The sequence below is a fragment of the Tumebacillus permanentifrigoris genome (assembly GCF_003148565.1).
GTDB lineage: Bacteria > Bacillota > Bacilli > Tumebacillales > Tumebacillaceae > Tumebacillus > Tumebacillus permanentifrigoris.
Map to the genome: position 1 here is coordinate 68316 of NZ_QGGL01000001.1, position 24515 is coordinate 92830.

Consider the following 24515-nt stretch of genomic DNA (forward strand, 5'->3'; position numbering starts at 1 on the left):
TAAGCCTCCTCATTCATGACTCTCCGAGATCGGCAACGAGAGGATGACCTTCGTGCCCTTGCCCCGGTTTGACTTGATCTCCAGCTTGCCTTCGAGCAACTGGATGCGTTCCTTGATCCCGAGCAATCCGAAGTGACCGCCCGCTCCACCGGAGCTGACTTCGTCCACATCAAATCCAATCCCGTTATCCTCTATATGCACGTTGACTTGCTTCTCTGTCAACTCTAAGCGAACTGTGGCGCTCTGCGCCTTCGCGTGCTTCCAGATGTTATTGAGCGCCTCTTGGATGGAGCGGAACACCGCCACTTCCAAGGAACTATTGAAGCGTTTCTCCCGCCCGAGCACTTTGAGTTCGGTCACGACCTTGTGCTTGTCCTGGAAGTCTGCCAAGTAGCGGCGCAGCGTCGGGGCGAGCCCGAGGTCGTCGAGCGCCATCGGGCGCAGGTCAAAGATGATCTGACGCACTTCGGCGAGCGACACGCGCACACTGTCTTTGAGTTCTTGCAGTTCGGTGCGGACTTTGTTGACATCGCGGTCGAGCATTTTCTCACAGATCTCGGCGCGCAGCACGACATTGGCCATCGTCTGCGCCGGCCCATCATGGATTTCCCGGGCGACGCGCTTGCGCTCCTCCTCCTGCGCTTGAATCACGCGGATGCCGAGGAAGCGGCGCTGCTCGACGTTTTTGAGCACGTTGCTGATCTGCAACAGATCTCCAGAAAGATAGGAGAACGCGACACCCAGTTGGGTGATCAGCGACTCCGCCCGATGGATGGTCTGTTCCAAATTGCGCAACCGCCGGTCGAGATCATCGCGGCGGGCGCGCAGTTGTTGCTCACGCTCGCGGATGACCAGCACTTGGGTCTGTACTTTATGGGCGTCGTCATAGGCTTGCTTGATCTCCGCCTCTGAATACCGTTCAAAGTCGCGGCTCACCTCGACCAGCCTGTGTCGAGCCAATGTATAGGCGCGTTCCAAACGCTCCACTTCTCGGATCGTTTCCGCAACCTGCCGCTGGATGGCCACTGCGTCATCACGCATCGCCGTCTCTTCCTTGCGGGCACTCTCGGCGATCTCGAAGACTTGGTTCTTGCCGTCCTCGATTGCCTGCAGGGTTGCGTTGATCGCCGTATCTAACACCTTCGTATCAAATTCGTTCGCCACACATCATACCCCGCATTCGACAGTCTATATGTTTTAAATTCCCTACCACGGCCCAATTTCCTGCCATCTGGCCAGAAGACAAAAAAAGGGGGGCACAGATGGGTGGTCTGTGCCCCCAAGCAATGGGGTAAGGGTGATATGCTACAGGATTCGGAGGCCCGTCTCCGCGTCTGGGGGTCACTTTAGGACTTTGAAAAATCTTTTTGAGAACAATCGACGCAGACACTGATGAAAACGTGAGCATTCGACAAAAACAGTCTATTTTTTTGAAAAATAAGTAAAACTGATTCATAAAAACAAGCGTAAGGGCGAGAAAACACGGCGTGAGAGGGTTCTTGTTCACTCAGAACGACTCTTAACTTTGATTTTAAATAAGAGTGTTGCTACGATAAACTTATCAAATCTTCGATCGACGCACAGATCAAATAAGGGAGGCTAACTTCAATGAATCATCTTTCTTTAGGTCAACGCATCCGTCAAGCCCGCAAAGAACTGGGCTATACCCAAAATGAGCTCGCACAGGGGATCGTGACATCGAGCATGATCTGCCAGATTGAGAACGGCAAAGCCTTCCCTTCCTATAATGTCCTACAGGCGCTGTCGGAGCGCATGCAAAAGCCGATTGAGTTCTTCGTCAGCGACACCGACGCCAACAAGCGTCAACGCTCTTCCTATACGCTCGCCAAGGCGCTGATGGCGTCCGAATCCTATGAGAAAGCCTACTCGCTTTTGAAATCCTTGCAAGACTCCCCCGGCACCGACTTGAGTGAGTTCCAGATGACGCTCTCCGAATGTTGCCAACGTCTGGGCAAGTTCGACGAAGCGAGCGCACCGCTCGATCAACTGTTGCCGATCGCGATGAACAATGGCGACATCCCGCAACAGATCAAGATCCTGCAACGCCTCGGCGATATCGCAGAGCAATCCGGTCAGTATCAACTCGCGCTCTACCATTGGCAGAAAGCGAGCGATCTGTTGGCAAAAGGCGATGTGGACTCGGCCGCCAAGTCGCGCCTGTTGACCTCGATTGGCAACACGTATTACCGCCTCGGCTACCTCGATGAGTCGTTGAACTACTTGCAAGCGGCGTATGAATCGCGCGAGTCGTTCCTGTCGTTGGAGGAAGTCGGGCAGATGTACCTGAACCTCTCGCTCTCGCACCGCGACAACAACGATTACAAACAGGCGGCGTACTTCTCCGAACAGGCGTACATCATCTTCAAATCGGTGACCAACATGAAGCTGACGACCGACGTGAAGCGGTCGCTGGGCGTGCTGCTCGGCAAGCAAGGACAGACGCAGGAAGCGCTGTCGATCCTCGAGGAATGCATGGACTTGTACCAGCGCGACGAAGATTCCTACAACCTCGGCGTGACCGAGTTGGAGATGGCGCTGATGTTGCAGATGTCCGGCGATCTGGAAGGCGCGATCGAACGCCTCCAAGGGGCGCTCTCGAAATTCAGCGACAACGAGCTGGAAACGGCGCGCGCCTACCACCTGCTCGCCGACATGTACCGCACCAAGCGCGACCTGCCGACGGCGATCCGCCATCTGAACAATTCGCTGCACCTCTACCAAAAGCAAGGCCACTCCGTCGGCCTGATCGAAGCGATGAGCCTCTCGGTCAAGCTGTACGAGGAGTGGGATACCTTCAACCAATCGAAGTACGGTGGCGAACTGATCACCGCCTAACTTCTCGCGAAAAAAAGCCCCTGCCGCAGTTGCGGACAGGGGCTCTTTGTAAAAAGCGGAGTCTTACAGACCTGCGCCTTGACGGAGCACGTCGATTTTGTCGGTGCGCTCCCACGGAACGTCGAGGTCGTTGCGGCCGAAGTGGCCGTATGCTGCGGTTTGACGGTAGATCGGACGGCGCAGGTCGAGGGACTTGATGATCCCAGCCGGACGCAGGTCGAAGTTGGCGTTGACCAGTTCTTCGATCTTCTCATCTGCGACTTTACCAGTGCCGAAGGTGTCAACCATGACGGAAACCGGGCGTGCTACGCCGATTGCGTACGCCAGTTGCACTTCGCACTTGTCTGCCAGACCCGCTGCGACGATGTTTTTCGCCACGTAACGAGCTGCATACGCTGCCGAGCGGTCAACCTTGGTCGGGTCCTTGCCGGAGAACGCGCCGCCGCCGTGGCGTGCATAGCCGCCGTAGGTGTCGACGATGATCTTGCGGCCGGTCAGACCTGCATCGCCTTGCGGGCCGCCGATGACGAAACGGCCGGTCGGGTTGATGAAGTACTTGGTGTTCTCGTCCACGAGATGCGCCGGGATCACAGCGGAGATGATGTGCTCGTGCAGGTCTTTTTTGATCTGCTCAAGTGTGACTTCCTCCGCATGTTGAGTGGAGATGACGATCGTGTCGATGCGCACCGGCTTATCCCCTTCGTACTCGACGGAGACTTGGGTCTTGCCGTCCGGACGGAGGTAGGTGAGCGTGCCGTTTTTGCGAACTTCCGCGAGGCGACGAGACAGCTTGTGCGCCAGCGAGATCGGGAGCGGCATGAGTTCCTCGGTTTCGTTGACAGCAAAGCCGAACATCAGACCTTGGTCACCCGCGCCGATTGCGTCGATCTCTTCGTCAGACATTTGACCTTCGCGTGCTTCGAGCGCTTTGTCGACGCCCAGCGCGATGTCAGCAGACTGCTCGTCGATCGAGGTCAACACGGCGCAGGTTTCCGCGTCGAAGCCGTACTTCGCGCGGGTGTAGCCGATCTCACGAATCGTTTCGCGAACGATCTTCGGGATGTCAACGTAGGTCGAAGTGGTGATCTCGCCTGCTACGAGCACAAGACCGGTAGTAACAGACGTTTCGCATGCGACTCGTGCGTTCGGGTCTTTGGCGAAGATCGCGTCCAGTACTGCATCGGAGATCTGGTCGCAGATCTTATCCGGATGCCCCTCGGTAACGGACTCAGAGGTAAACAAATAGCGTTTTGCCATGAGGTGGTCCCCCTTATGTATTGGTTTCCAATAGACAACTCGTCTTTGGAGTGACTCTTTTTTGCGGAAAACAAAGTAATGGTACTGCATTTCATAGAGTGTGTCAATGATTATTGCTTGATACGCATGATATTTTGAACGAGCGTTAAAAATAGGGAGGCAGAAAAAAAGCCCCGGTGTCTCCCGGAGCCCTCTGCCTACATCGGCACGCTATGAAGTTTAGGATTTGGTTTGCTGAACCAACGCCGCTTGTGAAAACGCGATCAGCTTGCGAACCATGTGTCCGCCGACCGCCCCCGCATCCCGGGTGGTGATGTGTCCCCAGTAGTCTTCGCTGCCTTGGTAGACCGGCAAGCCCATCTCCGCCGCGATTTCATACTTCATGTCGTCGAGCGCCTGGTGTGCGTTAGGGACGAGTTGATCGTTGCGTCTACTGCTTCCTAATGCCATGAAGATGCACCTCCACTAGGGGTTATTCCGACCCGTGTCCGCGAGTCGGTAGTTCTAGTGTGTGCAGTCGCGTCGGGACTACCCTGCGCACATACTGGAGGCTACGGTTAGTTTTTCATCTCTTGGACGATGGTCTGCAGTTTTTTCGTGTCTGCTTTCCAATAGGAGACGTCGTAGAGGTTGAGGAATTCGCCCGGTACGGTGTAGCCGTTGACGGTCGCACCTTCGCCGTGCATCGAGTACGCCAGCGTCCCCATGTCGTTGATCGACATGTCGGTGGTCAAGGAGTCGCTCATGCCCCGCAACGCCTTCGTCCACTCGACGAGGTTGCTGCCCTTCATCTTGGTTCCCAGCGCTTCGAGGAAGCGCTGTTGCCGTGCGACGCGGGCGATGTCGCCCATCTCCTCTTGGCGGAAGCGCACGACGGTGAGCGCTTGCTTCCCGTTCAGATGTTGCAGACCCGGCTTCAGCGAGACGGTGCCCTCCGGGTCACTGATCGGCTTGTCGACATCAAATTCCAACCCGCCCACTCCATCGATCATCTGCATGAACGCCGGGAAGTCGATCATCAGGTAGCGGTCAATCGGCAACCCGGTCAATTCGTTGACCGTTTTCTTCAAGCGGTCCATGCCGCCGATCGCATAGGCGGCGTTGACCTTCTCCATGCCGGTCGGCAGTTGGACGCGGGTGTCGCGCGGTATCGAGAGCAGCGCGGCTCTGTGTGTGCTCGGGTCGATGTGCGCGAGGATCAGCGTGTCGGTGTTGAACGTCGAGCGGCGGTTTGCATCGCTCGATTTTGGATCGCGATCGACGCCGATGATCAAGACATTGACAGGCTTGTCCTTGGGAATCGGCGTGGCGTTGGCGTCGGCCTGCACGACTTTGCGTTCCAAGTACCACCCATATGCGGCGAGGCCCGTCAGCCCCATCACGAGGGTGAAGACGAACAAGAGCAGCAAGAAGCGGCCCCAACGGAGCTTTTTTTTCGGCTTCTGTGGGGTCTGTTGCTGTGGTCGGACCGCGTTGGCGTTGTTGCTGTAGTTTTTACCCTGATATGCCACTGGTTGATATCCCCCATTGCATCATGAACACGAAAACAGGCCCTGTCGTCATGCGCGCAGAGCCTATCCCTGTGGTTACTGGACCGTATAGGAGCCGCGCACCAGCACATAAGCGGTGCTGCTGCCCACCTTCAGCCCGCGACCGTCATTGCGCGGTGTGAGGAGCAAGTGGTTCAATTCAACGTTCGCGCCCTGTGCGAGATCGTCCGCTCCCGTGACGTCTGAGACGCCACCGTTGGTGCTGGCAATCGCTGTCGCCGTGCCTCCGCGCAGGATGAACTCCGCGCCTTCGCCACCTTTGAGCGTCTGGCCGGGGTTGAGCGTGACGACTTTGAACGAAGCGTCGGTCGTGCTGCCACCCGTTGGTGCCCCGCCCGTGTTGCCGCCGCTGCCGACCCCTGCGAGCTTCTGATCCACATAGCTCTTGGTGACGATCGGATCGTCAGCAGAACCAGGTGCGCTCGGTGTATCCGCTTGAGAAACTTGTCCAATCGTAACCCCGATCGCGAGCGTGAGTACCATCGTGCCGAGGAAGGTGAGTGCTTTTTTCATAACGTTTGTGTCCTCCAGTCCCAGTAGTGCTGAGACTCTTTTTCGACAGGAAACGCCCTTCGTCCTGCAGGACGAAAGACCTTATTTCTTCCTATTTTTGTCGGTGAGCACGGTGAGCACAAACTTCGGAAGCACCAATTGACGTCTCCAGCGGCTCGGTTGGGACAGCAAGCGGTACAACCACTCCATCCGCATCCGCTGCCAGAGCTTCGGTGCGCGCTTGACCACCCCGGCAAAGATGTCGATGCAACCGCCGACGCCGATCATCACCGGCACTTGCAGGTCCTGCTTGTGCTGGTGGATGAACAGCTCTTGGCGCGGCACGCCGAGTCCGACCAGCAGCAGCGCCGGTTTGAACCCGCGCACGGCAGCCAGCACCTCGGGAACGTCCGCTTCCTTGAAGTAGCCGTCCTGTCCGGCGATGCGCAGTTGCGGGTAGCGCTGGCGCAGGTTTTTGATCGCCAGCGTGTTCGACTGCGGACTCGCCCCCAGCAAAAAGACACCCAGACCGCGCTCGGCACAGGCTTCAATCAAGCTCGTCGACAGTTCGACGCCCGTGACGCGGTCGTGCAGCGCCTGCCCGTAATACTTCGAAGCCCAGACGGCGCCGATGCCGTCTGGGGTGATCAGGTCCACACGCTCCAAGAGCGTCATGAACGCCGCATCGTCCTGCGCCATCATGACGATCTCCGGGTTCGCTGTGATGATGTGATGCGGGGTTTCCCCCTGCAATTTGTCTTGTAAAAAGTCACAGGTTTCTGTGAAGGTTCGCGTGGAAAAAGGCACGCCTAAGATCTTGACCATTTATGAATTCCCCCGCCTCAATTGTTGCAGTTGGCGACTCATCTTGTGCAACTGCGCTTCCTCGACGTAGAAGTACCAGAGGTTGTCCTGCTTGGAGATGCGGTTCTCGCCGGTGAGCGACAGCGTCTTGACCGTATCCGCACGGGTGCCGGAGTAGCGCATGACCAGCGACATCCAATCGCGGGGCGGAACGTCCGTTTTGACATGATCGCCGAGGATGTCGAGCGTCTTGACCAATTTCGGCCAATTCGACGGTTCGCTTCCTTTTTGAATCATAGCACGAATCACAACTTGCTGTCTCTGCATCCGGCCCGTATCGGCCAGCGCATCGGCGCGGAATCTGGCGTAGTCGAGCGCTTGTTGGCCGCTCTTCAAGGTGTCGCCTGCGCGCAGCGAGATGTTGGTGCCATCCGTCGGGTCGTAGTAGCGCATGGTCTTTTCCACGGTGACATCGAGCCCGCCCATGCGGTCGACGATCTGGCGGAACCCTTCAAAGTCGACGGTGACCGTATGGTCGATCGGGACGTTCAGCAATTGCTCCACGGTCTTTTTCATCAGCGGCAAGCCGCCCCAGCTCATCGCGTGGTTGATCTTGGTCCAGCCGTGCCCGGGCACGTTGGCCCGCGTGTCGCGCGGGATCGACATCAGGTAGACCTCCTGACTGCCCGCAGGCAACGTCGCCAGCACGATCGTGTCAGAGCGCGCCGATTCGCCCTTGCGCGAGTCGACGCCGAGCAGCAGGAAGGTCTGGCCTTTTTTGGTATCGGTGCTCGGGAGATGGCCGGACAGCCACTTGGCAAAGGGATTCGCAGATTCGGGGGCAGGCGTGGGTTCCGCCGCTTTTGCAGGTGCGGACGCTTGGGCTTGCCCTAGCTCTTGCAACGTCCGCTTGGAAATCGAGTGGTCGGGCGTGGAGGTCGTGTACCAATTCTGCATGGAGATCCGCTCACGCAATTCGTCTGGCGGGATCAAGAGTTCGGATTGCTTATGCGGGGTCGGGGTCTGCGAGGTCTCAGCTTGCGGTGCCGGCTGGTATATGCGGTCGGCCAACAGGTAAAACTTATAAAATCCCAAGACTGACAGCAACAGCAGAAGTCCCAGAGTGGCGAGCAGAGCCGTTCGGACTTTCTTGTACCGCGTAGATCGACGTGGGGTACGGGTCACTTCGGTTCGCTCCCTCCGCGTGGATTTCTGGGCGTAGTATCAGGCAAAATCCCTCCCTTCCATGCATCACATGTTTTCCCAAACGGCGCTTTTCATCAAGGGGGACTACTGCTATACTTAGTTCTGTATTTTGTCCGCATAAGGAGCAGAGCTAATGCCGCGCATATTAATATCCGGTTACTACGGATTTGACAATTTGGGAGATGATACCGTCCTGTACGGGATCATGTCCAGCATACGCAAGGAACGTCCCGATGCGGAACTCGTCGTGCTCTCCAACCAGCCCGACCGCACGGAAGCTCTTTTTGGCATTCAAGCGTTCAACCGGTGGAACTTCGGTGTGATCTTCCGCGAATTGATGCGCTGTGACATGTTGGTCATGGGGGGAGGCAGTTTGCTCCAAGACGTGACGGGCGGGCGCAGCATCCTCTATTACTTGGGGATTGCTCGCTTGGCGAAGATCTTGAACAAGCCGATCGTGTTCTACGGACAAGGCATCGGCCCGATCTCGAAGCCGCTCAGCGAACGCCTGATCCGCAAAGTCGTCAACCACGTCTCGCTGATCACCGTGCGCGATGCCAAGTCGCGCGAAGACCTGCAGATGTACGGCGTCACCCGGCCGGAGATGTTCGTCACCGCCGACCCGGCGTTTGCGATCAACCCGGAGCTGTTCTCCAAGGACGCCGGAGCGAAAATGCTCAGCGAATTCGGTGTGCAAGCCGCCTACTTGGGCGGCACGCAGAAGATCGCAGGCATCGCGATCCGCAACTGGTCGACCCCGCATCCGTTCCACAAAATCCTTGCCCAGAACGCCGATGATCTGATTCGAGCAGGCTGGAAAGTCGTCTTCATCCCGATGCAGTACCCAGGCGATGTCGGCGCTTCGCAAAAAGTGCTCTCCTATATGAAGGAGCGCGCCGTGTTGCTCAACCGCCAGTTCTCGTTCCGCGACATCGCGAATATCATCGCCAACACAGACCTGATCATCGGGATGCGCCTGCATTCCCTGATCCTCGCCGCGCACTGCGGCGTGCCGTTCGTGTCGCTCTCCTACGATCCGAAAATCGATCGCTTCGTCCAGCGCGTTGGCTACGACCGTCAGATCGATGCGGTGAACAACGTAACCTACGAGAGTCTGCGCGAGACGATTCAGGATTGTGTCGACAACCTCGAAAATTACCAAGTGATGATGCGCCCGCACGTCGAAGAATTGCGCAAGGAAGCAGAAAAAAGCGGGGAATTGGCCGTTCGCTTCCTTAGCGCTCGATAAGGGATTTTTTCGACTACAATCGGGCGATTAACTATTGTTAAAAGCCCCAGAAGTGTCTAAAATAAGAGAAAGACCTTTATGCGAAATGAGGTTCTAAACATGGACAGCTACTTGGAAGAAATCGAACGTATCCGTCGCAAGCTGAACGAAGTCGTGAAGGAGTACAAGGGTGACCTGTTGCACCCGACCGTCCTCCAAGTGAGCCAACAGCTCGATCGCTACATCGTCAATTTTCACAGCAAGCAACTACAATAGTTCAGTCCTGCCAACAGGAGTGGTCGTCTATGCTTCTCCCCTCTAAAAAAACCTCCGATCCGCACATGCGGATTCGGAGGTTCTTTTTATTTGAGGATCGCCATCTGGCTGCTTTCATCCCAGTTCACTTCGAGGTGGAAGAAGTTACCCAGCGCGCGCAACGGCACGAGCGTGCGGTCGTTGAGCTTTTTCGCCGGAACGTCGAGCGTGACGGGTTGGCCATCGACGGTCGCTTGCTTGGAGTCGATCTGCAAGGTGACGATGCGACCGTCCTTGTTGGTCAGGGTGACTGTCTGCGTCGCTTCATCCCATTTGACGTCCGCGTTGAGCGCGGTGCCGATCGCACGAAGCGGCACGAGCGTGCGGCCTTCGAGGATCACCGGCTGGACATCAAATGCCGGTTTTTTGCCGGTGACGTAGACTTTTACGTCCTTGGTGTCGCCTTTTTTCTGGTGCTGCTTGGAGAGGCGGGTGTAGGTGTCCGCGTTTTTATAATCGAGGGTGAGGGCTTTCTCCAGCGATCGGATCGCGCCGTCCGGGTTCTGCAATTGGTCTTGGGTGTCGGCGAGGACGACGAGATCGTCCGCTTGTGCTTCGCCTGCACTGTCGAGCGCTTTCAGGGCTTCCTCGATCTGTTTCAGCGCGTCTTGGTCGGAGCTGGAGCCGTTTTGTTTCGCCCATGCTTTGAGTTGCTCCAGTTTTTTCTCCAGCGAGTTCAGTTGTTTTTTCAGTTCTTCGAGGCGTTTGACCATGTTGTTGATCTTGTTCGTCCAGCCCTTGTGATGGCCGTTGTCGTGGCAAGGCGGGTTGGAGACGTTGCCTGGGTTGCCATGATGGTCCTTGTCCTTGCCATCGCCATGCTTGTCTTGATCCTTGTCCTTGCCATGATCCTTGCCGTGATCTTTTTCGAAGCCGACGCTCGGTTGGCCGGTCGTGCCGCCTGTGTCGCCACCTGGAGCGGGCGTAGGCTCAGGAACGGGCGTCGGAGCCGGCTCAGGAGCGGGCGGGATGTTGCCGTTGTCGTCCTCGTCATCCCCATCGTCGGTACACATGCCGCCGTCTTCTGGCGGGGGCGGTGGTGGCATGTCGCCCGGGGTTGGTGCGGGGGTCGGTGCAGGTGCCGGAACCGGCGTCGTATCCGCAAGTGCGGTGCTGACCGGAGCGGTCACCAGTGCGATCGCGGTGAACAGGGCTGCCCATTTCCATTTGCTCATCTCTTGTTTCCTCCTCGTTTCCCAACGAGTCTTGCTCACCGTACTTGCCACACATCCTCAAGTTCGGCAACCCGGCTGCCCTAGCGCCTGTGCGCGGTAGGCCCGTGGCTTTGCGTCCCTGTCTTTCAATCAGGTTTGCCTTTGTCGGGAGAATTTGTTTGCTTCTATACTAAATAGTACTAACTTCATCAATTTCCAGCAAGCGCCCAAAGACCTACCTACGAAAAGGCTTGGACGTCGAGAATCTCCAGACCGAACAATTTGTTGGTGTCAGGATACACCGCGTCCTGTTCGGTGTTCAGCCACGCGTAGCCGTAGTAGTACTGGCCGTAGGAATCATAGAACCCCAAGCCGCCGCTCTCGCTCTGCACGCCTTGTTCCTTGGTCGCATGGTCGAGATCGACGAACAGGTAGACCGTGCCCTTGTCGCGCTCGGCCTTGCCCGACACCTGCGCCGGAACACCTTCGATATGCCCGTCCTTGTACACGCGAATTTTCTGCTGGCCCGGTGCCAGCGTTAACGCCTGCGTTGCTGTGGTGCCCGTGCCTTGGGTGAGCAGGTGTACGGAGCCTTGGAAGGTGCTGGGCACATTGAGCGTGATCTCCATCCCTTTGGATGTGCGCGCAATCTCCGACTGCAAGTGCGCTTTGAAGTTCGTTTCAAATGTCGCCAGCGGCACCCCGATCGCCGAGGAGAAGGCGGTGAGGCGTGCGCCTGCTGCGTATTTCGTGAGGTAGTCCAGCAACTTCTGCTTGCCAAACGTCGCCACCAAGTATTTATAGGCGAGGTAATCCTGCAATTCGACGTTGTACCCAGCCCCGCCGCTGAGCGCATCGACCGTGCCGTCTGTGGAAGAGATCAGCGGGTGGTACGTGCCTTGTGCAACCACGCCGAGCACATAATCGCGCAACATGCCATCCATCTGTTTGCGCATCACAGCCGGTTGGTTCTGGAATTCCGCATCCAGCCCGGTCTGCCACGCCAGCCCTTCATGCACCCACGAAGGCAGGTCGCGCCCGCCGTTTTGGTTGAGCAGCACGTGCATCAGTTCATGTGCGATCGTCTGCGTGCGCTCATGGTCGGTCGCCAATTTGCTCAACGGGATCATCACCCGCGATTCATAGGTGATGCCTTCTGCCACGGCGGCGATCGACGCGGCATCGGGATCTTCCCCATACTTGGCGATCGCCTGTTGGTACCCCGTCTGCGAGTTCGAGAGGTAGATCCAGACCGGCTTTTGAAACGTCTTGCCGATCTCGGCTTCGACCAGCGCCGCGAGGTTCTGGTTCTGCACCAGCCCTTGCACGCTCGCCGTCATGCCATCCTGTAGGCTCGCATAATCGTCCCCGACGACCCGCACTTTCGGGGCGCCTACGCTGTTGATCGTCACGCGGCCCTGCTGTTCGTCCCACAGCACTTCATCGCCAAACGACTCAGCGAGAAACCGCACCGGCACCATCGTCCGGTTGCTGACCAGTTGCGCCGGCACATCGAGCGTGACGGGCTGGCCGTTTTTCGTGACGATTTGGCTGCCGATCGGCAAGCGCAGCGTGACCCCGTTTTTGCTTGCCACCGCAGTCTGGGTGTCATCTTCCCAATGCACATCGGCGCCCAGTGCTTCGAAAATCATCCGCATCGGTACGAGGGTGCGATACTGAAACACTTGTGGTTGCACGTCAAATCGAATCCATTCGCCGTCCACAACTACATCAGGACGCTCTGGCGTTGCCGCCACGGCCGGCGTGTTGCACAAACTTGCCGCCATGCCGAGGCCGAGCAGGACCGCCGTCGTCCATCGCTTCCACGAAGTCATTGCACACACTCCTCTCATGTTACCATCCTACTTCGAGAGTTTGCGAACTGGCAACTGGAAAAAAGCACCCGCCGCCTGGCCGGGTGCTTTTTGTCGAACTCGTGGGCTTAGAAATCGGTATAAATGAAGCGTTCGCTCGGCCCCTCCGCGATCAAATAGACGGCGACGAGCAGCACGGCGAGCAGGACGCCTTGGAAAAAAGCCTTGGTCATCGGGTCACGCCCCCATCATGCGTTGTAAAAAGACAAACGAAGCTCGCAAGCTCGGGCTGGCAAAAAACACCCACCCGAAACAGACAAAGTGAAACGTCAGCGCCCACGCCAGCAAATTCCCGATCGGGCGGGGCAACACCGCCTGTTCTGGCCGGTACGTGCTCCAGATCTTGTTGACCGCCTGACCTGCCCCGTGCCACATCCCCCAGACCACGAAGGTCCAGTTCGCCCCGTGCCAGAGGCCGGAGATCGTCATCGCGAGGAACAGGAACCACAGCCCCTTGGCGAACCCCTTGCGATTGCCACCGAGCGGGATGTACAGGTAATCGCGAATCCACGACGAGAGCGAGATGTGCCAGCGCCGCCAGAACTCACCGAGGTTGCGCGAGATGTACGGCCAGTTGAAGTTCTCAGGCAAGTGGTAGCCAAAGCACTGCGCCGCACCGATCGCCACGTCCGAATAGGCGGAAAAGTCGAGGTAGATCTTGAAGGCGTAGGCATACATCGCCACCCAGAGCGCCGGCACCGTCGCACTCGCCGGGTCGGCAAACACGGTCACGAACAGCGGGTTGAGCGAATCGGCGAAGGCGATTTTTTTAAACAAGCCGATGCCCATGCGGAACAGCCCTTGTTGGACATCAGCGGCGGTAAACGAGATCTTGTCCCGCTCAAACGACTGGATGCGCTTGATCGGCCCCGCGACTAAGGACGGGAAAAAGAAAATAAACAGGAAAAACTCCCGGAGCGTGACGCGCTGTGCCTTGCCTTTGTAGACGTCAACGAGGTAGTGTACGAACTCAAAGACAAAAAAGGAAATCGCCAGCGGCACCGCCAGCTTGACGGCGGTCAGGTCAGCACCGAACCACTGGTCGAGCGAAGTGACCGCCATCTTCCAGTATTTATAGTAGAACAAGAGTCCGACGGAGAACACGATGCCCGCGGCAAACACGCTTTTTTTCCGCGAGCGCGAGAGGGTGTAGATGATCAGCGTCAGCGCCAGGAGCAGCAGAAAGTGCGCGAGGCTGTCGTAGGCGTAAAACACAAATCCGGCGAGGATCATGACATAGGGACGCCACTTCGCCGGCGCAAGCGCGTACACGCTCAAGGTGATCGCAAAAAACACGAGGAACGTGTAGGTGGTGAAGATCATTGCGGAAGTCCTCCCTTGGCGGCGATCTCCTGCGCGAGTTGGTTCGCAATGTCGAGATGGGCGTCGCGAAGCATGTGGTCATAATCGCCGAATTGGGCGGACGGGACGGCGTCACGCAAATCGAGGTACCAAGCCCCGGCGCGGTCGAGGATGTTTTTCAGGTAGTCCTCGTTGGCGCGGAGTTGGTTGACGTCGAAAAACGTCCCGATCAGTTGCTCGTTTTGCGGGGTGAGGTAGAAAAGGATGTTGATGTTGTGCTCCTGGGCGTATTGCAAGGTGCGTTCGAGCATCTGGACACTGTCATTGCGCTCGGTGAGCGGGCCTTGGCCGTAGATGCGGGCCATGTTGGTCTGTTCAGGCTGCTCCCACTTTTTGCTTGTCCACGGGACGCCGATGATGCTTTCCGCCGGTGTGGCGCTGGCGGCGACGGCTTCGGGCGCTTGGGGTGGGGCGAGGGCGGTGACAGCCTCGCGGATGTAGTGACGCGGTTGTGCAGCGAACAGTTTTTCGTTGATCGCGGGCTGGTATTGGCCGAGGTTGGTGTTTTTGAGCAAGGTCTTGATGGTTTCCTCGACGCGATTGTCGGTGAAGATGCCTTGTGGAACCTGCGGTTCGAGCAGGAAATCGCGCTTGAGTGTTTTGTTGGCGAGGGCCCCTTCGGAGAGGATGCGCTCTGAGTAAAACACGACGTTCACGTCGAGGAGGACGAGATCGGGCTGCGCATCGGTGGCGCGTTTGAGCATCGCGTAGAGATCGGCTGGACGAGCGCCAGGGTACGCGAGGTTGGTGACAGAGGTATTGGGATTCTGATTGCGCAAGGCTTGGCGCAGGAAGAACGGAATGGTTTCATTTTCATAGACGACCGAACCATACATGGTGGAGTCGCCGAGGGTGATGACTTTGGGAGACTTTTGGGCGGCGATGTTGGCGAAGGCCGTGTCGAGTTGGAGGTTCTGTTCATAGAACGTATCGTCCAACACGAGGCGCTCCGACGACATGCTCTCCGGAGCAAACGTCCCGGCCCACAGGTTGAGAGCGACCAGCGTCGAGCCCAGACCGAGGGACATGGCAAGTAACTGCTTTTTCAAAACAAACCACCTCAAAAATCGAATCTAGTACCCTACCAATCATACTACCTACCCGCCCCAAACGCAAAAAAGGACCGCCCCAGATGGGAGCGGTCTTAGAAAATACCCTGGTTTGAGTATTAGGTACGAGTGCGATTAAATAGTAGGATCGTTAATAGAGAAGGCTTGGAAACCCGTTGCACAGGTCGGATCATTAATGGATGCTTGAGTGTTCACTTCGTGCGAAACAAAAGAGAACATTACCGCCAGAGCAACAATTACCGTGAAAACGAACTTTTTCATAAATATAGCCCCCTCACCCTGAGTCCTTCCTGCATGGAAGATGTCATTTTCTGCATATACTCACTCGCTTTTTCAAGCTCCCCACGCGAGTCGTATATGCTTACAATCTGAGCATAACACTTCGATACCTCTCCAAGCAAGCCGAATTTTTCAAAAAGTCCCGCTGAACTTAACATATACTCTAATGAGCGCTCTTGGTTTTGAAGTTCCTTATACATCAAACCCATCGTTCGATAGACAAATGCGCGCTCGCTGTGTTCGGCCGGAAGGAGCTCCAAGGCGCGGAAGCACCATTTCTCAGCATTCTGATACTCTTTCATCCGGAAATGGACAATCCCCATTTCGCCGTATACGTTTGCGATGAGATCATTCTCTTTTAGGGCCTTGAATTCATCAATACATTCTTGGAATAGTGAGATAGCTTCACTATAGTTTTGCAATTCATATTGAATAATGGCGTAGTTTTGCTTGGTACGGAACTCCTGCAAGCGATCATTGACACTGCGGAACATGGTGATCGCCGTGCGTGTTGTTTCGGCTGCCAACTTAAATTCACCCAGACGATAGTAGGTATTGGCCAGACCTTGGTAGGCAAATCCCAGCAGATTCAAACTGGAGGTACCTTGGAATGTATCGATCGCGTTTTTATAATAGCCCAGAGCGCCTTGCACTTCCCCCAAATACGACAAGGTCAGCGCATAATGAACAAATAAAATCCCTTTTTGCTCGGCTGCATAATCAGTAGCCTTGGAAAGTTCCTTCAATGATTGGTTAAAATAATGCTTTGCCATAATATAGTCGTTGGCTCTCATCTTTGCCCAGCCCAGCTTCCAGTAGAGCTGAACGGCTTTCGAACGATCCCGTTCGAGCGCAACGACTTCTAACATGCCCTCTAGCAGTTTATTTGCTTTTTCAAAATTCTTCGAATGGACATAGGCGTCGGCGAGATCAAATTTAATTTCGTTCTCATGGGCGTCATCTGTACTGCTCAATCCTTCCAGCACAGAAATCGCCTTTGCATAATCCTTCGTGCCCATCAAAGACTTCGCGAGCTTATAACGGGTGTCTTCTTCGAGTTGTTCTTGCATATCCATCAAGAACTCGTCGATCGGGACGTCGAGTTTGCGGGAAATGCCTTCCAGCAGCTTGAAGGAGGGGTTGGCTTTGTCCGATTCGATCTGAGAGATCATACTCGGGGTTACCAGGCCCTCCGCCAGCTCCGTCTGTGTGATTCCTTTGCGCATACGCCATTCGCGAATCTTTTGTCCTAGCGATTTATCCATGAACGTTTCCCCCCAAGAATCGGTCTTTTCACAAAAGAGTGTCTCTTACTTAACGATTATGATATATGATACTTACGCGATTTGAAAGATAGACATCCACATTGTATCCATATTTTCGAAACACAAACTAACTTTACAAGAGTGCCGTTGAATCACTCTCCACCTCATTTCTAGTTCTGACAAGGTGTAACGCATAGCCCACCACGATCGGCAACAGCAAATACAGCACGCCGACTGAGATTTCCTTTCCATCGCCGCCCAATAAAAACGGGATCACCATCTGGATCGTGTCAAACACCACATGGGCGAAAATCACCGTCTCGATCCCCCACCACAAGTAACAATACCCGATCACCACGCCAAACATACTCAACTCGATGAACCGCGTATAGATGGGATAGACCGAATACAAGCTGTGCCCCAACGCCCAGATCATCGCGGGCAACAAGCAGGCCACCAGAGAGTTCTTCCAATATCGTTTGAAAAACGTCACACCGAACAACCGGTATGTCGTCTCTTCTTGAATGCCAGCCAACCACGCCATCAGCGGGAACAACAACGGAAACCACATGTTCGACGGCGACATCGAGAAGTCTTCCTCATACCACACGCCAAACCCCTTTTCCGCCACGAGATAGAAAATTCCCTGCAACCCAAGCCATGCGAACGCCAGGAGATACCCACGCCACATCGCGCCTCGCACATGGGCACTCCAATTTCTGGCCCGCCGCGGTGTCCACAGCGCCGGATTGACTTCCTTCGTCAACATCCCGCCCGTCAAAATCAACACATACGTCGCCGCTCCGACCAACAGCCCGAGCACGACCACGCCGAAAATCACCAGCGCAGTGCCAAACGAACGCCCGACCCCACCCAGCCCTTGTCCCAAAAACTGCTGCTGGATCGTCGGCAGTTCATTGAGGTTGGCCAGTGCAAACAACGCCACCGTCAACACCCCAAGACCCAACGCCGACCACCACGGCTTTTTTTGCGAGATCAAGAACAGATAGACAAAGGCCAACACGGTCAGCCCGAAGCTGAACAACAGACTCAAGCCCGTCAGGATCATCCCGATCCGCTCCTGTCGCTCGTGCCACGTCAGAAACTCCGCCGGAACGAGGTAGGCATAGGACACCTCGCTGACTTGCTGCCCGGTGACGGAGACGTTGTATTTCACTTGCAAGTCACCGACGGCCCACTGCGTCGCCGGGACGACATACTCAAAGGTTTGCACAGGCACTTCACGAGGCTTGCGTGTTTCGGGTGGCACGGCGACAGGTTGCACAACCGCATCTGCGAAACCGCGCGCTTGCAAGGCTTGCTGTGCCAGCCCCTTCGCCGCTGCTCCCTCTATTGGATCGGGCTCCGACGTGTTGACCGATCGACTCCAAGCGACGACCGCGCCCGTGTCCGGGTCGATTCGCACTTCGAAGTGATCATTGCCTACACCCGAGGCCGGGTACAACGTCACCTTCCAGTACACCAGCGGTGCCTGTTGCAGGAGTTGCGTATCGTACAAGTCGCGCAAGTGGTTTTTGCTGAGATAACCGTTCGCCAATTGCTCGCCATCCATCAACACGGTCGATTTCAAACCTTGTGTCTCCAGACCCGCTTGCTGCCAGTGTGCAATCGCTTTTGCCAACGCTTGATCCTGATCAACCGCATGCGTTTCCGTTGCGGAAGGGTCCAACCAAGTAAACAGCAGGAACAGGAGAATTCCAAGTATTCCGGCAACCCATAAATACTTGTCTCTACTACTTTTCCCTCTTTTCATCTACTTTCCTCCCGCCTTTACTCTTCATTCCAGTGTATACCATACAATTTCCAATCATTCAACCATAAAAAAAGAGAAACGAGTCTTTTGACTCGTTTCTCTCGCTCCCAAATAAGCGGTGTTAACTTGGAAGCACTAGGAAATTTGCACGAGGAACGTCAGCTCGACAGGTGCGCCCCCTTTGCCGTCCGTCACACGCACGCGGATCGTCGTGCTCCCCGTCCCGACCGCATGCAAGGTCATGGTGATGCCGTCGAACGTGACCGTTGCGACACTTTCATCATCAGAGGTCGGCACGAGGATTTCCAGCGCGTCGCCATCCTCGTCTGTGAAGACGTTGGTCATGTCGAACGTCAAGTCCGCATCCCCCAAGGTCATCGCTTGGTCAGGAATCGCGGCGGAGATGACCGGTTCATGGTTCGGATCGGCCGCGTCGACGATGACCTCGAAGCTGTCCGTACAGGTCGCCCCGCGCGAATCGGTCGCCGTGACGGTGATCGTCGCCGTACCTGCGGAGATCGGCAACATCTGGATGCTTTCACCGTCAATCAGCGCTTGGACAACCGACTCATCGCTTGACGCTACGGTGTAGGTCAGGGTGTCGTCCGCCGTATCTGCAAAGGTAAAGCGGTTATCGACGAACGGAACCGGCGCATTGACTTTGATGTGCTGGTCGCGCAACGGCCAGACCACATACGGGATGACATTGTCCACGATCGTGTAGACCGTTCTGTCAAACTTCACATGGCCGAACTGGTCGGCGATGAACAAGCGATACTGGGTCGAGGGCAGCCCCGTCGTGAACAGTTCCCCGACCAGACCCTCCCCAGCACCGGTGATGGCCGCGGAAACGGCCTTGTGATCGGTGACCAGCGCTTCGAGCTCCTCCGTCGAGTACGGACTTTCGGATTTCGGGACGAGGTAGATCTTCCCGCGCTTGTTGCCCGCGGCGAGCAGCGTATCGCCCGCCACGAGTTCCTTGTTCCACGAATCCGGATTCGGGAAGTTCGGCGTCCACGCCAGCAGGATCTCCGGCACCACCAATTCGAGGTCGGCAAACATCTGTTGGGCTTGATCGTACAGCGCATTCAGCGCCTCTTGGTCCTCGGGGTCAGCGTACTTCATGAAGCGGTAGGCATCTGCGAACGACCCTTGGTCGACCGCGTCTGCCAACTCGCTGTGCGTGTTGTCGGTGAACAGGCTTTCGATGACAGCCGGTGCGAGCACCGCTGCCGCTTCGTGTAGCTTGGCACCTGCAGCTTCGAACTGTTCTTGGTTCGGCAGGAAGATCCCCGACATGGCGGTCATGAGGAGGATGCTGTTCTCCTGATCGAGCAGGAAGGCAACCGTCCCGCGGTCTGCGAGCGTGACGTCGGCCGTCGCCGGCAACCCGTTCGCAGAGCCCTCGAAGTTTTGCACGAGGTACAGAATGTACGCCAAGTTCATATCGTCGCCGATCGCATAGATGTCTGCACCCAGCCCCAGCGATTTGATGCGCTGCATCGCCTCCACGTAGTCATGACGAGCTTGCACGGGGTCCTTGCCCGCCAAGGTCGTCAAACTCGGGTCGACCAATCCGTTGAACAGGTCGGCCACCTCAAACAACTTCTCCTCCGTGAAATCGTCCGCGAGTCGGGTTTTGTCAATCTCTCCATTGGCATCGGTCGCAAACAGCATGTCCACTTTCAACCGCACGACGCGCACCAATTTTTCGAGACCGGTGAATTCGTGCGTCAGGGTGCCGTTCGCCCGCGCTGCTTTGACCGCTGTGGTCGCCGCTTCAATCTGCGGCTGGAGCGAGGTCAGGCTGGATTTGGTGATGAGATCGACTTCCGGCAGTTGCGCCAACGCCGCATCCGCGAGCGCCAGGAACTTCATTTGGTCAGCGGAAGCGGCAAACCAATCCACCGCACTGCGGTCTTGGCGCAGCTTGTCCAGTCCGACCAGCTCGTCTTCGGGGATGCCTTGGGCGAGGCAATTAGCGACCATGCCCTCCGCGAGTTCCACCTGTTGGAGGACGGCGCTGTAGTTGTCGAGCGTGATCGCATCCGACTCCGGCAGTGCATCGAGCAGCGCTTGGGTCGCCGCCTTCAGTTCATCTACCGTCATGCGGGAGGCCGCGTTGATTTTGTCTTCAAACAGGGCGCGCAATTCAGAAGTTTGTGCATAGGTGCCGACCAGATCTGCGAGGAGTTGCTGTTTGGCCGCCTCTGTCAGGCGCGCATAGGTCGATGTCGAGGTCGTGTCGACCCCAAGCGCCGTCGCATACAGATCGTCCTCTAGGACGGCTTGTAGCGCCTCTGCCGTCTTGGCCTCATTGATCGCTGCCAACGCTGGAGCGGAGAGATCACCGAAGGACTGGGTGGTTCGATGCAGATTGCCTTCCCCGTCGGTCACTTGGACGGTGAGCGCATTCGGCACGTTGAAGTGGTTGCCGTTCCAGTCGCTGCGCTTCCAATGAAGATCGGGGTCGTTCGCTTTTTGTTCGCGGGTTGCGACGATGTGCAACGAACTCTCCTGCTCCTGTCCCGTCGCGAACGCCGGCAGCGATTGCAGGGTTGCCAATACCGTTTGCTCATACTCATCGCTGTAGGAGAATGCTACCTCAACCGCGCTCAGATCACCTAGTGTACGACCTGCTTGGAGCTTGAGCGCTGCTTCGAAAGCATGTGCGCCGGGGCGGTGCGCGATCGAGAGCGCGACGTCCGCGATCCACCCCGCTTGGAAGTGCTTCTCGGTGCGATAGCTTTCCTCGCGCACACCGGTTTGCAAGGAGATGTACAGATACGCTTGCTCCGCTGTCAAGGGAGTCGGCAAGTGCAGGACCACATCGGAGGTCGCCGTCGCGTTGGAAACTCCCTCGCTGATCAGGTGACCTGCGACAATCGAATCGTAGACGCGAACCTTGGTGTTCGCGGGTACGTTTTTGACGACGACGGTGTCCGCTTGTCCTGCGGTTTCCTGAACGGAGATGCTCTGCACGCTCGGTGCAGAGGTGCGGACAACGTATCCGTCGCCCGTGTTCGCACCACCGGTAGATCCGCCATTCGAACCCCCGATCTGCCCCTTCACTTGCTCATAGTTGGTGATCACATCGGCGGCTTGAACACCAGTCGGCAGGTCGAGGCTCTGCACGCGGGTGCCGGTCTGGAGCGTGACTTTGGCGTTTTTATCCGCCACACGCAAGCTGGTGATCGTGCCGTTCCCGTCGAGTTGCAGTTGCTTGACCCCGGCTGTAACGGTCACTTTCGGAATCGTCACGCCGAGCACTTCGATCCGCGCATCGCTTTGCACGACCAGTTCGTCGACCACCGTGCCAATGGCCGTCTGCACGTGTACGCCTAGCTTGTTGATCTCCACCGTGTGCAACGTCGCACGGTCAAAAACAACGGTGTTGGCGTCGCCACCGTTGATGATCGTCTTGCCCTCCACGCGAAGCTGGTTGCTATAAAAATCGTGCTGCACACGCTGTGCCACTTCCAAATTCCCGCTGACCTTGAGGTTTTGCACAGACACGTAGTCTGCACTCACCACCAGATGCCCGCTGATCGTCGCGTTGCCTGCGTCCAGCACGGCATTGCCGCTGAACTCCTGCTCGCCCGCCGCCGCTGCCTGCCCGCCGTTGACCAGTTCCAAGTAGGTGACTTTGGTGATCACCTTGTCCTTGACTTCAAACCGCATCTTGGCGTTTTTCAGCGCTTGCGAGTTGTGCCGGTTGAACAGCGGTTTCAGCGGGTCGACCACTTGGTACGGAATGCCTTTGACCGTCACTTGGTCGTCCGCGACGATGTCGACGGTGCTCGGGACTTTGGCGACGAAGTTCACGGCGACCATCGCCACTTCCTGACGGACCGTGGCCTGCTTCGGCGCGAAGTTCGTTCCGTCGCCGCTCATCAGGCCCATCGTCAGCGCTTTTTGAACATACCCTTTCGCCCACCCGCTCACATCGGCATGGTCTGCCACCGCCGGCTCGCCATCCTGCGCATCGCTTTGACCCGCTTTGACCAACAGCACCGCCAGTTCCTCCCGCGTGATCGCGTCCTCAGGGCGGAATGTGCCATCGCCATCACCGAGCATCACGCCCGCCGTCTTGACAGCCTCCATGTGCGACAAGCCCCAGTGGCTGGCCGGCACATCTGCAAAAGACGACGCTTGCACCGTCGGCACGTCGAGGTGCAAGAGCCGGGTCAGCATCACCGCGAACTCTGCGCGGGTAATCGTATCGGTCGGACGGAAGCGCCCGGATGGATCGCCATTCATCAAGCCGAGTTGCTTGGCTTGCACGATCGCATCCTGTGCCCAGTCGTCTGCTTTTTGGAGATCGAGTATGCCTTCCACCGATCCCAGTTGTACCGTCGTTGTGCTTGACGTGCTGGTCGTGGGCGTTTCCGCCAATACGGCTGTCGGTGCCAACGCGGTCGACAGCACCAACGTCGTCGCCAGCCATTTGCTTATCGTTTTCACTCGACGATTCCCCTCGCTATTCTTGATACTCCTAGAGTACAGTGGATCATACAGAAAATTCAACATCTTTAGTAAAAATCCATACGCATTAGCGCGTATGGATTTTAATTTCATTTACCTGGATATCAATCGCTAGGCCGATTTCTGTCAACGCATCCACGGCGAGGTAGCTCGATCCGTCGATCATGCGCACCGGGTTGGCGAGCGCACTGCGTTTGCCGTCCACCACCAGCGCGCCAGTCGCGAGATTGATCTCGACTTGGTGCGTCTGCAGGGTGAATTTCACAATCTGCTCAGCGGGGACATACTGCACCGGCGCCCCCAGCATCTCCACGCTGTACCGCAGCGGCAGGTAGACGCGACCTGCCAACTCCACCAGAGCAGGCGTCGCCGTCAACTCCAGATCGTTCAACCGCCCGGTATGCGATGTGCGGCTCAACACCAACGTCTCTTGGCGAGTTGGGACCAGCGCTTGTAACGCTGCGTTCAAAAAACCCTCCGGTCGCGTCAGACGCACGTCGGGTGCGAGGCCGACATGGTCGGGCGATGTGCCGTCTGCAAGCGTCCAACGGTCGATGGAGACTTTGATGTACCCACCGTTCGGGAGTTCAGTCGGTGCCTGCATTGTGCCTTTGCCAAACGAAGTTTCCCCGACCAGCTTGGCGCGGCCGTTTTTCTGCAACGCACCTGCCAGCATCTCCGACGCGCTCGCTGAATTGCGGTCGATCAGCACAGCCAGCGGCATCGTCGTGTCGCCGTCCGCATCCGCCGTGAACGCCACATCCTGACCTTCATAGTGCATATTCAAGATCGTGCCCTCTGACAGGAAGCTGTCGGCGATCTCCAGCGCACTTTTGACGAGCCCGCCGCCGTTGCCGCGAAGGTCGATCACGAGCTGCTTGGCTCCTTTTTGCTTGAGTTCGTACAACGCTTTGGCGAACTCCTGCGACGTGCGGTCACCAAACGAATAGATGCGGATGTAGCCAATTCCATCGCCAAGGTCCTTCGACAGCACCATCGGCAGTTCAATCGCTTTGCGGGTCATCGTAAACGTCCTTGGCGCATCTGCACCACGCACGACTTGTACGGAGACGCTGGTGTCCGCCTCTCCACGAAGCAGATCGGCGAGATGTGTCAGGTTGTCGGGTGTGGCTGCGGTGGTGTCGACTTGAACGATCTCATCGCCTACGCGCAGCCCCGCAATCTCCGCCGGAGTTCCAGGGAATACCTCCTTCACCTGCAACGCCTTGCCATCCTCACGAGGAGCCAGCGAGACCCCAACGCCTGCATAGGACTGCTGGATGGCACTTACGAAGCTCGCATACTCCTCTGGGGTGAAGTAATTGGTAAACGGGTCATTCAATTCGGTAAGCATACCGTTGATCGCAGCCCGCAACAATTTTTCCTGATCCGGGTGCGAGAAATGGCTGTCGAGAAGCAACTTGTAGACTTCGGTCAAGGTATCGAGGTTCTTTTGGTCAACGGAACCCCACGCCGCGTTTGCCGGAGCCAGCAACAGCGCGCCGGCGAGGGCGGTCGTGACAAACTTGTTTTTCCAGCGCATG

At 56.9% G+C, this 24515-nt stretch carries 19 protein-coding genes and 1 riboswitch; of the genes, 3 read left to right on the top strand and 16 right to left on the bottom strand.

Features of this window, described 5'->3' with window-relative positions; genetic code table 11:
* Nucleotides 1-9: 9 nt before the first annotated feature.
* Complete coding sequence (locus tag C7459_RS00350; RefSeq protein ID WP_109685109.1) at nt 10-1164, bottom strand: sensor histidine kinase; 1155 nt, start codon at nt 1162-1164, stop codon at nt 10-12.
* A 444-nt stretch (nt 1165-1608) separates the two neighbouring features.
* Here C7459_RS00350 and C7459_RS00355 point away from each other — a divergent pair, with 444 nt between their 5' ends.
* Complete coding sequence (locus tag C7459_RS00355) at nt 1609-2856, top strand: helix-turn-helix domain-containing protein (protein WP_109685111.1); 1248 nt, start codon at nt 1609-1611, stop codon at nt 2854-2856.
* A 63-nt stretch (nt 2857-2919) separates the two neighbouring features.
* Here the strand turns inward: C7459_RS00355 and metK are convergent, their stop codons facing one another.
* The 6 genes from metK to C7459_RS00385 form a co-directional block, all read right to left on the bottom strand.
* The gene (gene metK / locus C7459_RS00360; RefSeq protein ID WP_109685113.1) at nt 2920-4113 is read right to left on the bottom strand and encodes a methionine adenosyltransferase; all 1194 of its coding nucleotides are present in this window, start codon (nt 4111-4113) and stop codon (nt 2920-2922) included.
* A 219-nt stretch (nt 4114-4332) separates the two neighbouring features.
* Complete coding sequence (locus C7459_RS00365; protein ID WP_109685115.1) at nt 4333-4563, bottom strand: alpha/beta-type small acid-soluble spore protein; 231 nt, start codon at nt 4561-4563, stop codon at nt 4333-4335.
* A gap of 107 nt (nt 4564-4670) precedes the next feature.
* Entirely contained in the window at nt 4671-5624 is a 954-nt protein-coding gene (locus C7459_RS00370) for an LCP family protein (RefSeq protein ID WP_109685117.1), read from the bottom strand.
* Between the two features lie 75 nt (nt 5625-5699).
* Entirely contained in the window at nt 5700-6176 is a 477-nt protein-coding gene (locus C7459_RS00375; protein WP_109685119.1) for a hypothetical protein, read from the bottom strand.
* 81 nt (nt 6177-6257) lie between these two features.
* Nucleotides 6258-6980: a WecB/TagA/CpsF family glycosyltransferase gene (locus C7459_RS00380; protein ID WP_109685121.1), complete on the bottom strand. Its 723-nt coding sequence runs from the start codon at nt 6978-6980 to the stop codon at nt 6258-6260.
* Nucleotides 6981-8144: an LCP family protein gene (locus C7459_RS00385; protein ID WP_109685123.1), complete on the bottom strand. Its 1164-nt coding sequence runs from the start codon at nt 8142-8144 to the stop codon at nt 6981-6983.
* 154 nt (nt 8145-8298) lie between these two features.
* On the opposite strand from C7459_RS00385, the gene csaB reads away from it, so the two are divergent.
* Both csaB and C7459_RS00395 read left to right on the top strand, forming a co-directional pair.
* Nucleotides 8299-9414, top strand: coding sequence for a polysaccharide pyruvyl transferase CsaB (gene csaB / locus C7459_RS00390; RefSeq protein ID WP_109685125.1), 1116 nt, complete (start codon nt 8299-8301; stop codon nt 9412-9414).
* Between the two features lie 99 nt (nt 9415-9513).
* On the top strand, nt 9514-9669 hold the full coding sequence (locus C7459_RS00395; protein ID WP_109685127.1) for an aspartyl-phosphate phosphatase Spo0E family protein: 156 nt from the start codon (nt 9514-9516) through the stop codon (nt 9667-9669).
* A gap of 86 nt (nt 9670-9755) precedes the next feature.
* On the opposite strand, the gene C7459_RS23920 is transcribed toward C7459_RS00395, so the two are convergent.
* The 9 genes from C7459_RS23920 to C7459_RS00435 all read right to left on the bottom strand — a co-directional run bounded on the left by C7459_RS23920 (nt 9756) and on the right by C7459_RS00435 (nt 24514).
* Nucleotides 9756-10883 (bottom strand): copper amine oxidase N-terminal domain-containing protein, encoded by a 1128-nt coding sequence (locus C7459_RS23920; RefSeq protein WP_211320311.1) that lies wholly within the window; start codon nt 10881-10883, stop codon nt 9756-9758.
* 62 nt (nt 10884-10945) lie between these two features.
* Nucleotides 10946-11033, bottom strand: a riboswitch (cyclic di-GMP riboswitch).
* Between the two features lie 68 nt (nt 11034-11101).
* Nucleotides 11102-12697, bottom strand: a complete 1596-nt coding sequence (locus C7459_RS00405) for a copper amine oxidase N-terminal domain-containing protein (RefSeq protein ID WP_170119180.1) — start codon at nt 12695-12697, stop codon at nt 11102-11104.
* A gap of 216 nt (nt 12698-12913) precedes the next feature.
* On the bottom strand, nt 12914-14059 hold the full coding sequence (locus C7459_RS00410) for an MBOAT family O-acyltransferase (protein ID WP_109685131.1): 1146 nt from the start codon (nt 14057-14059) through the stop codon (nt 12914-12916).
* Nucleotides 14056-15147, bottom strand: coding sequence for an SGNH/GDSL hydrolase family protein (locus C7459_RS00415; RefSeq protein WP_109685133.1), 1092 nt, complete (start codon nt 15145-15147; stop codon nt 14056-14058). The genes C7459_RS00410 and C7459_RS00415 overlap by 4 nt, the downstream gene beginning before the upstream one ends.
* Before the next feature lie 135 nt (nt 15148-15282).
* Nucleotides 15283-15429, bottom strand: coding sequence for a hypothetical protein (locus C7459_RS23050; protein WP_170119181.1), 147 nt, complete (start codon nt 15427-15429; stop codon nt 15283-15285).
* The gene (locus tag C7459_RS00420; RefSeq protein WP_109685135.1) at nt 15426-16712 is read right to left on the bottom strand and encodes a helix-turn-helix domain-containing protein; all 1287 of its coding nucleotides are present in this window, start codon (nt 16710-16712) and stop codon (nt 15426-15428) included. Before C7459_RS00420 ends, C7459_RS23050 begins: the two co-directional genes overlap by 4 nt.
* Before the next feature lie 133 nt (nt 16713-16845).
* Complete coding sequence (locus C7459_RS00425) at nt 16846-18486, bottom strand: CPBP family intramembrane glutamic endopeptidase (RefSeq protein WP_109685136.1); 1641 nt, start codon at nt 18484-18486, stop codon at nt 16846-16848.
* Between the two features lie 135 nt (nt 18487-18621).
* Nucleotides 18622-22950, bottom strand: a complete 4329-nt coding sequence (locus C7459_RS00430; protein WP_170119182.1) for an S-layer homology domain-containing protein — start codon at nt 22948-22950, stop codon at nt 18622-18624.
* A gap of 88 nt (nt 22951-23038) precedes the next feature.
* Entirely contained in the window at nt 23039-24514 is a 1476-nt protein-coding gene (locus tag C7459_RS00435; RefSeq protein ID WP_109685140.1) for a S41 family peptidase, read from the bottom strand.
* Nucleotide 24515: the final 1 nt, after the last annotated feature.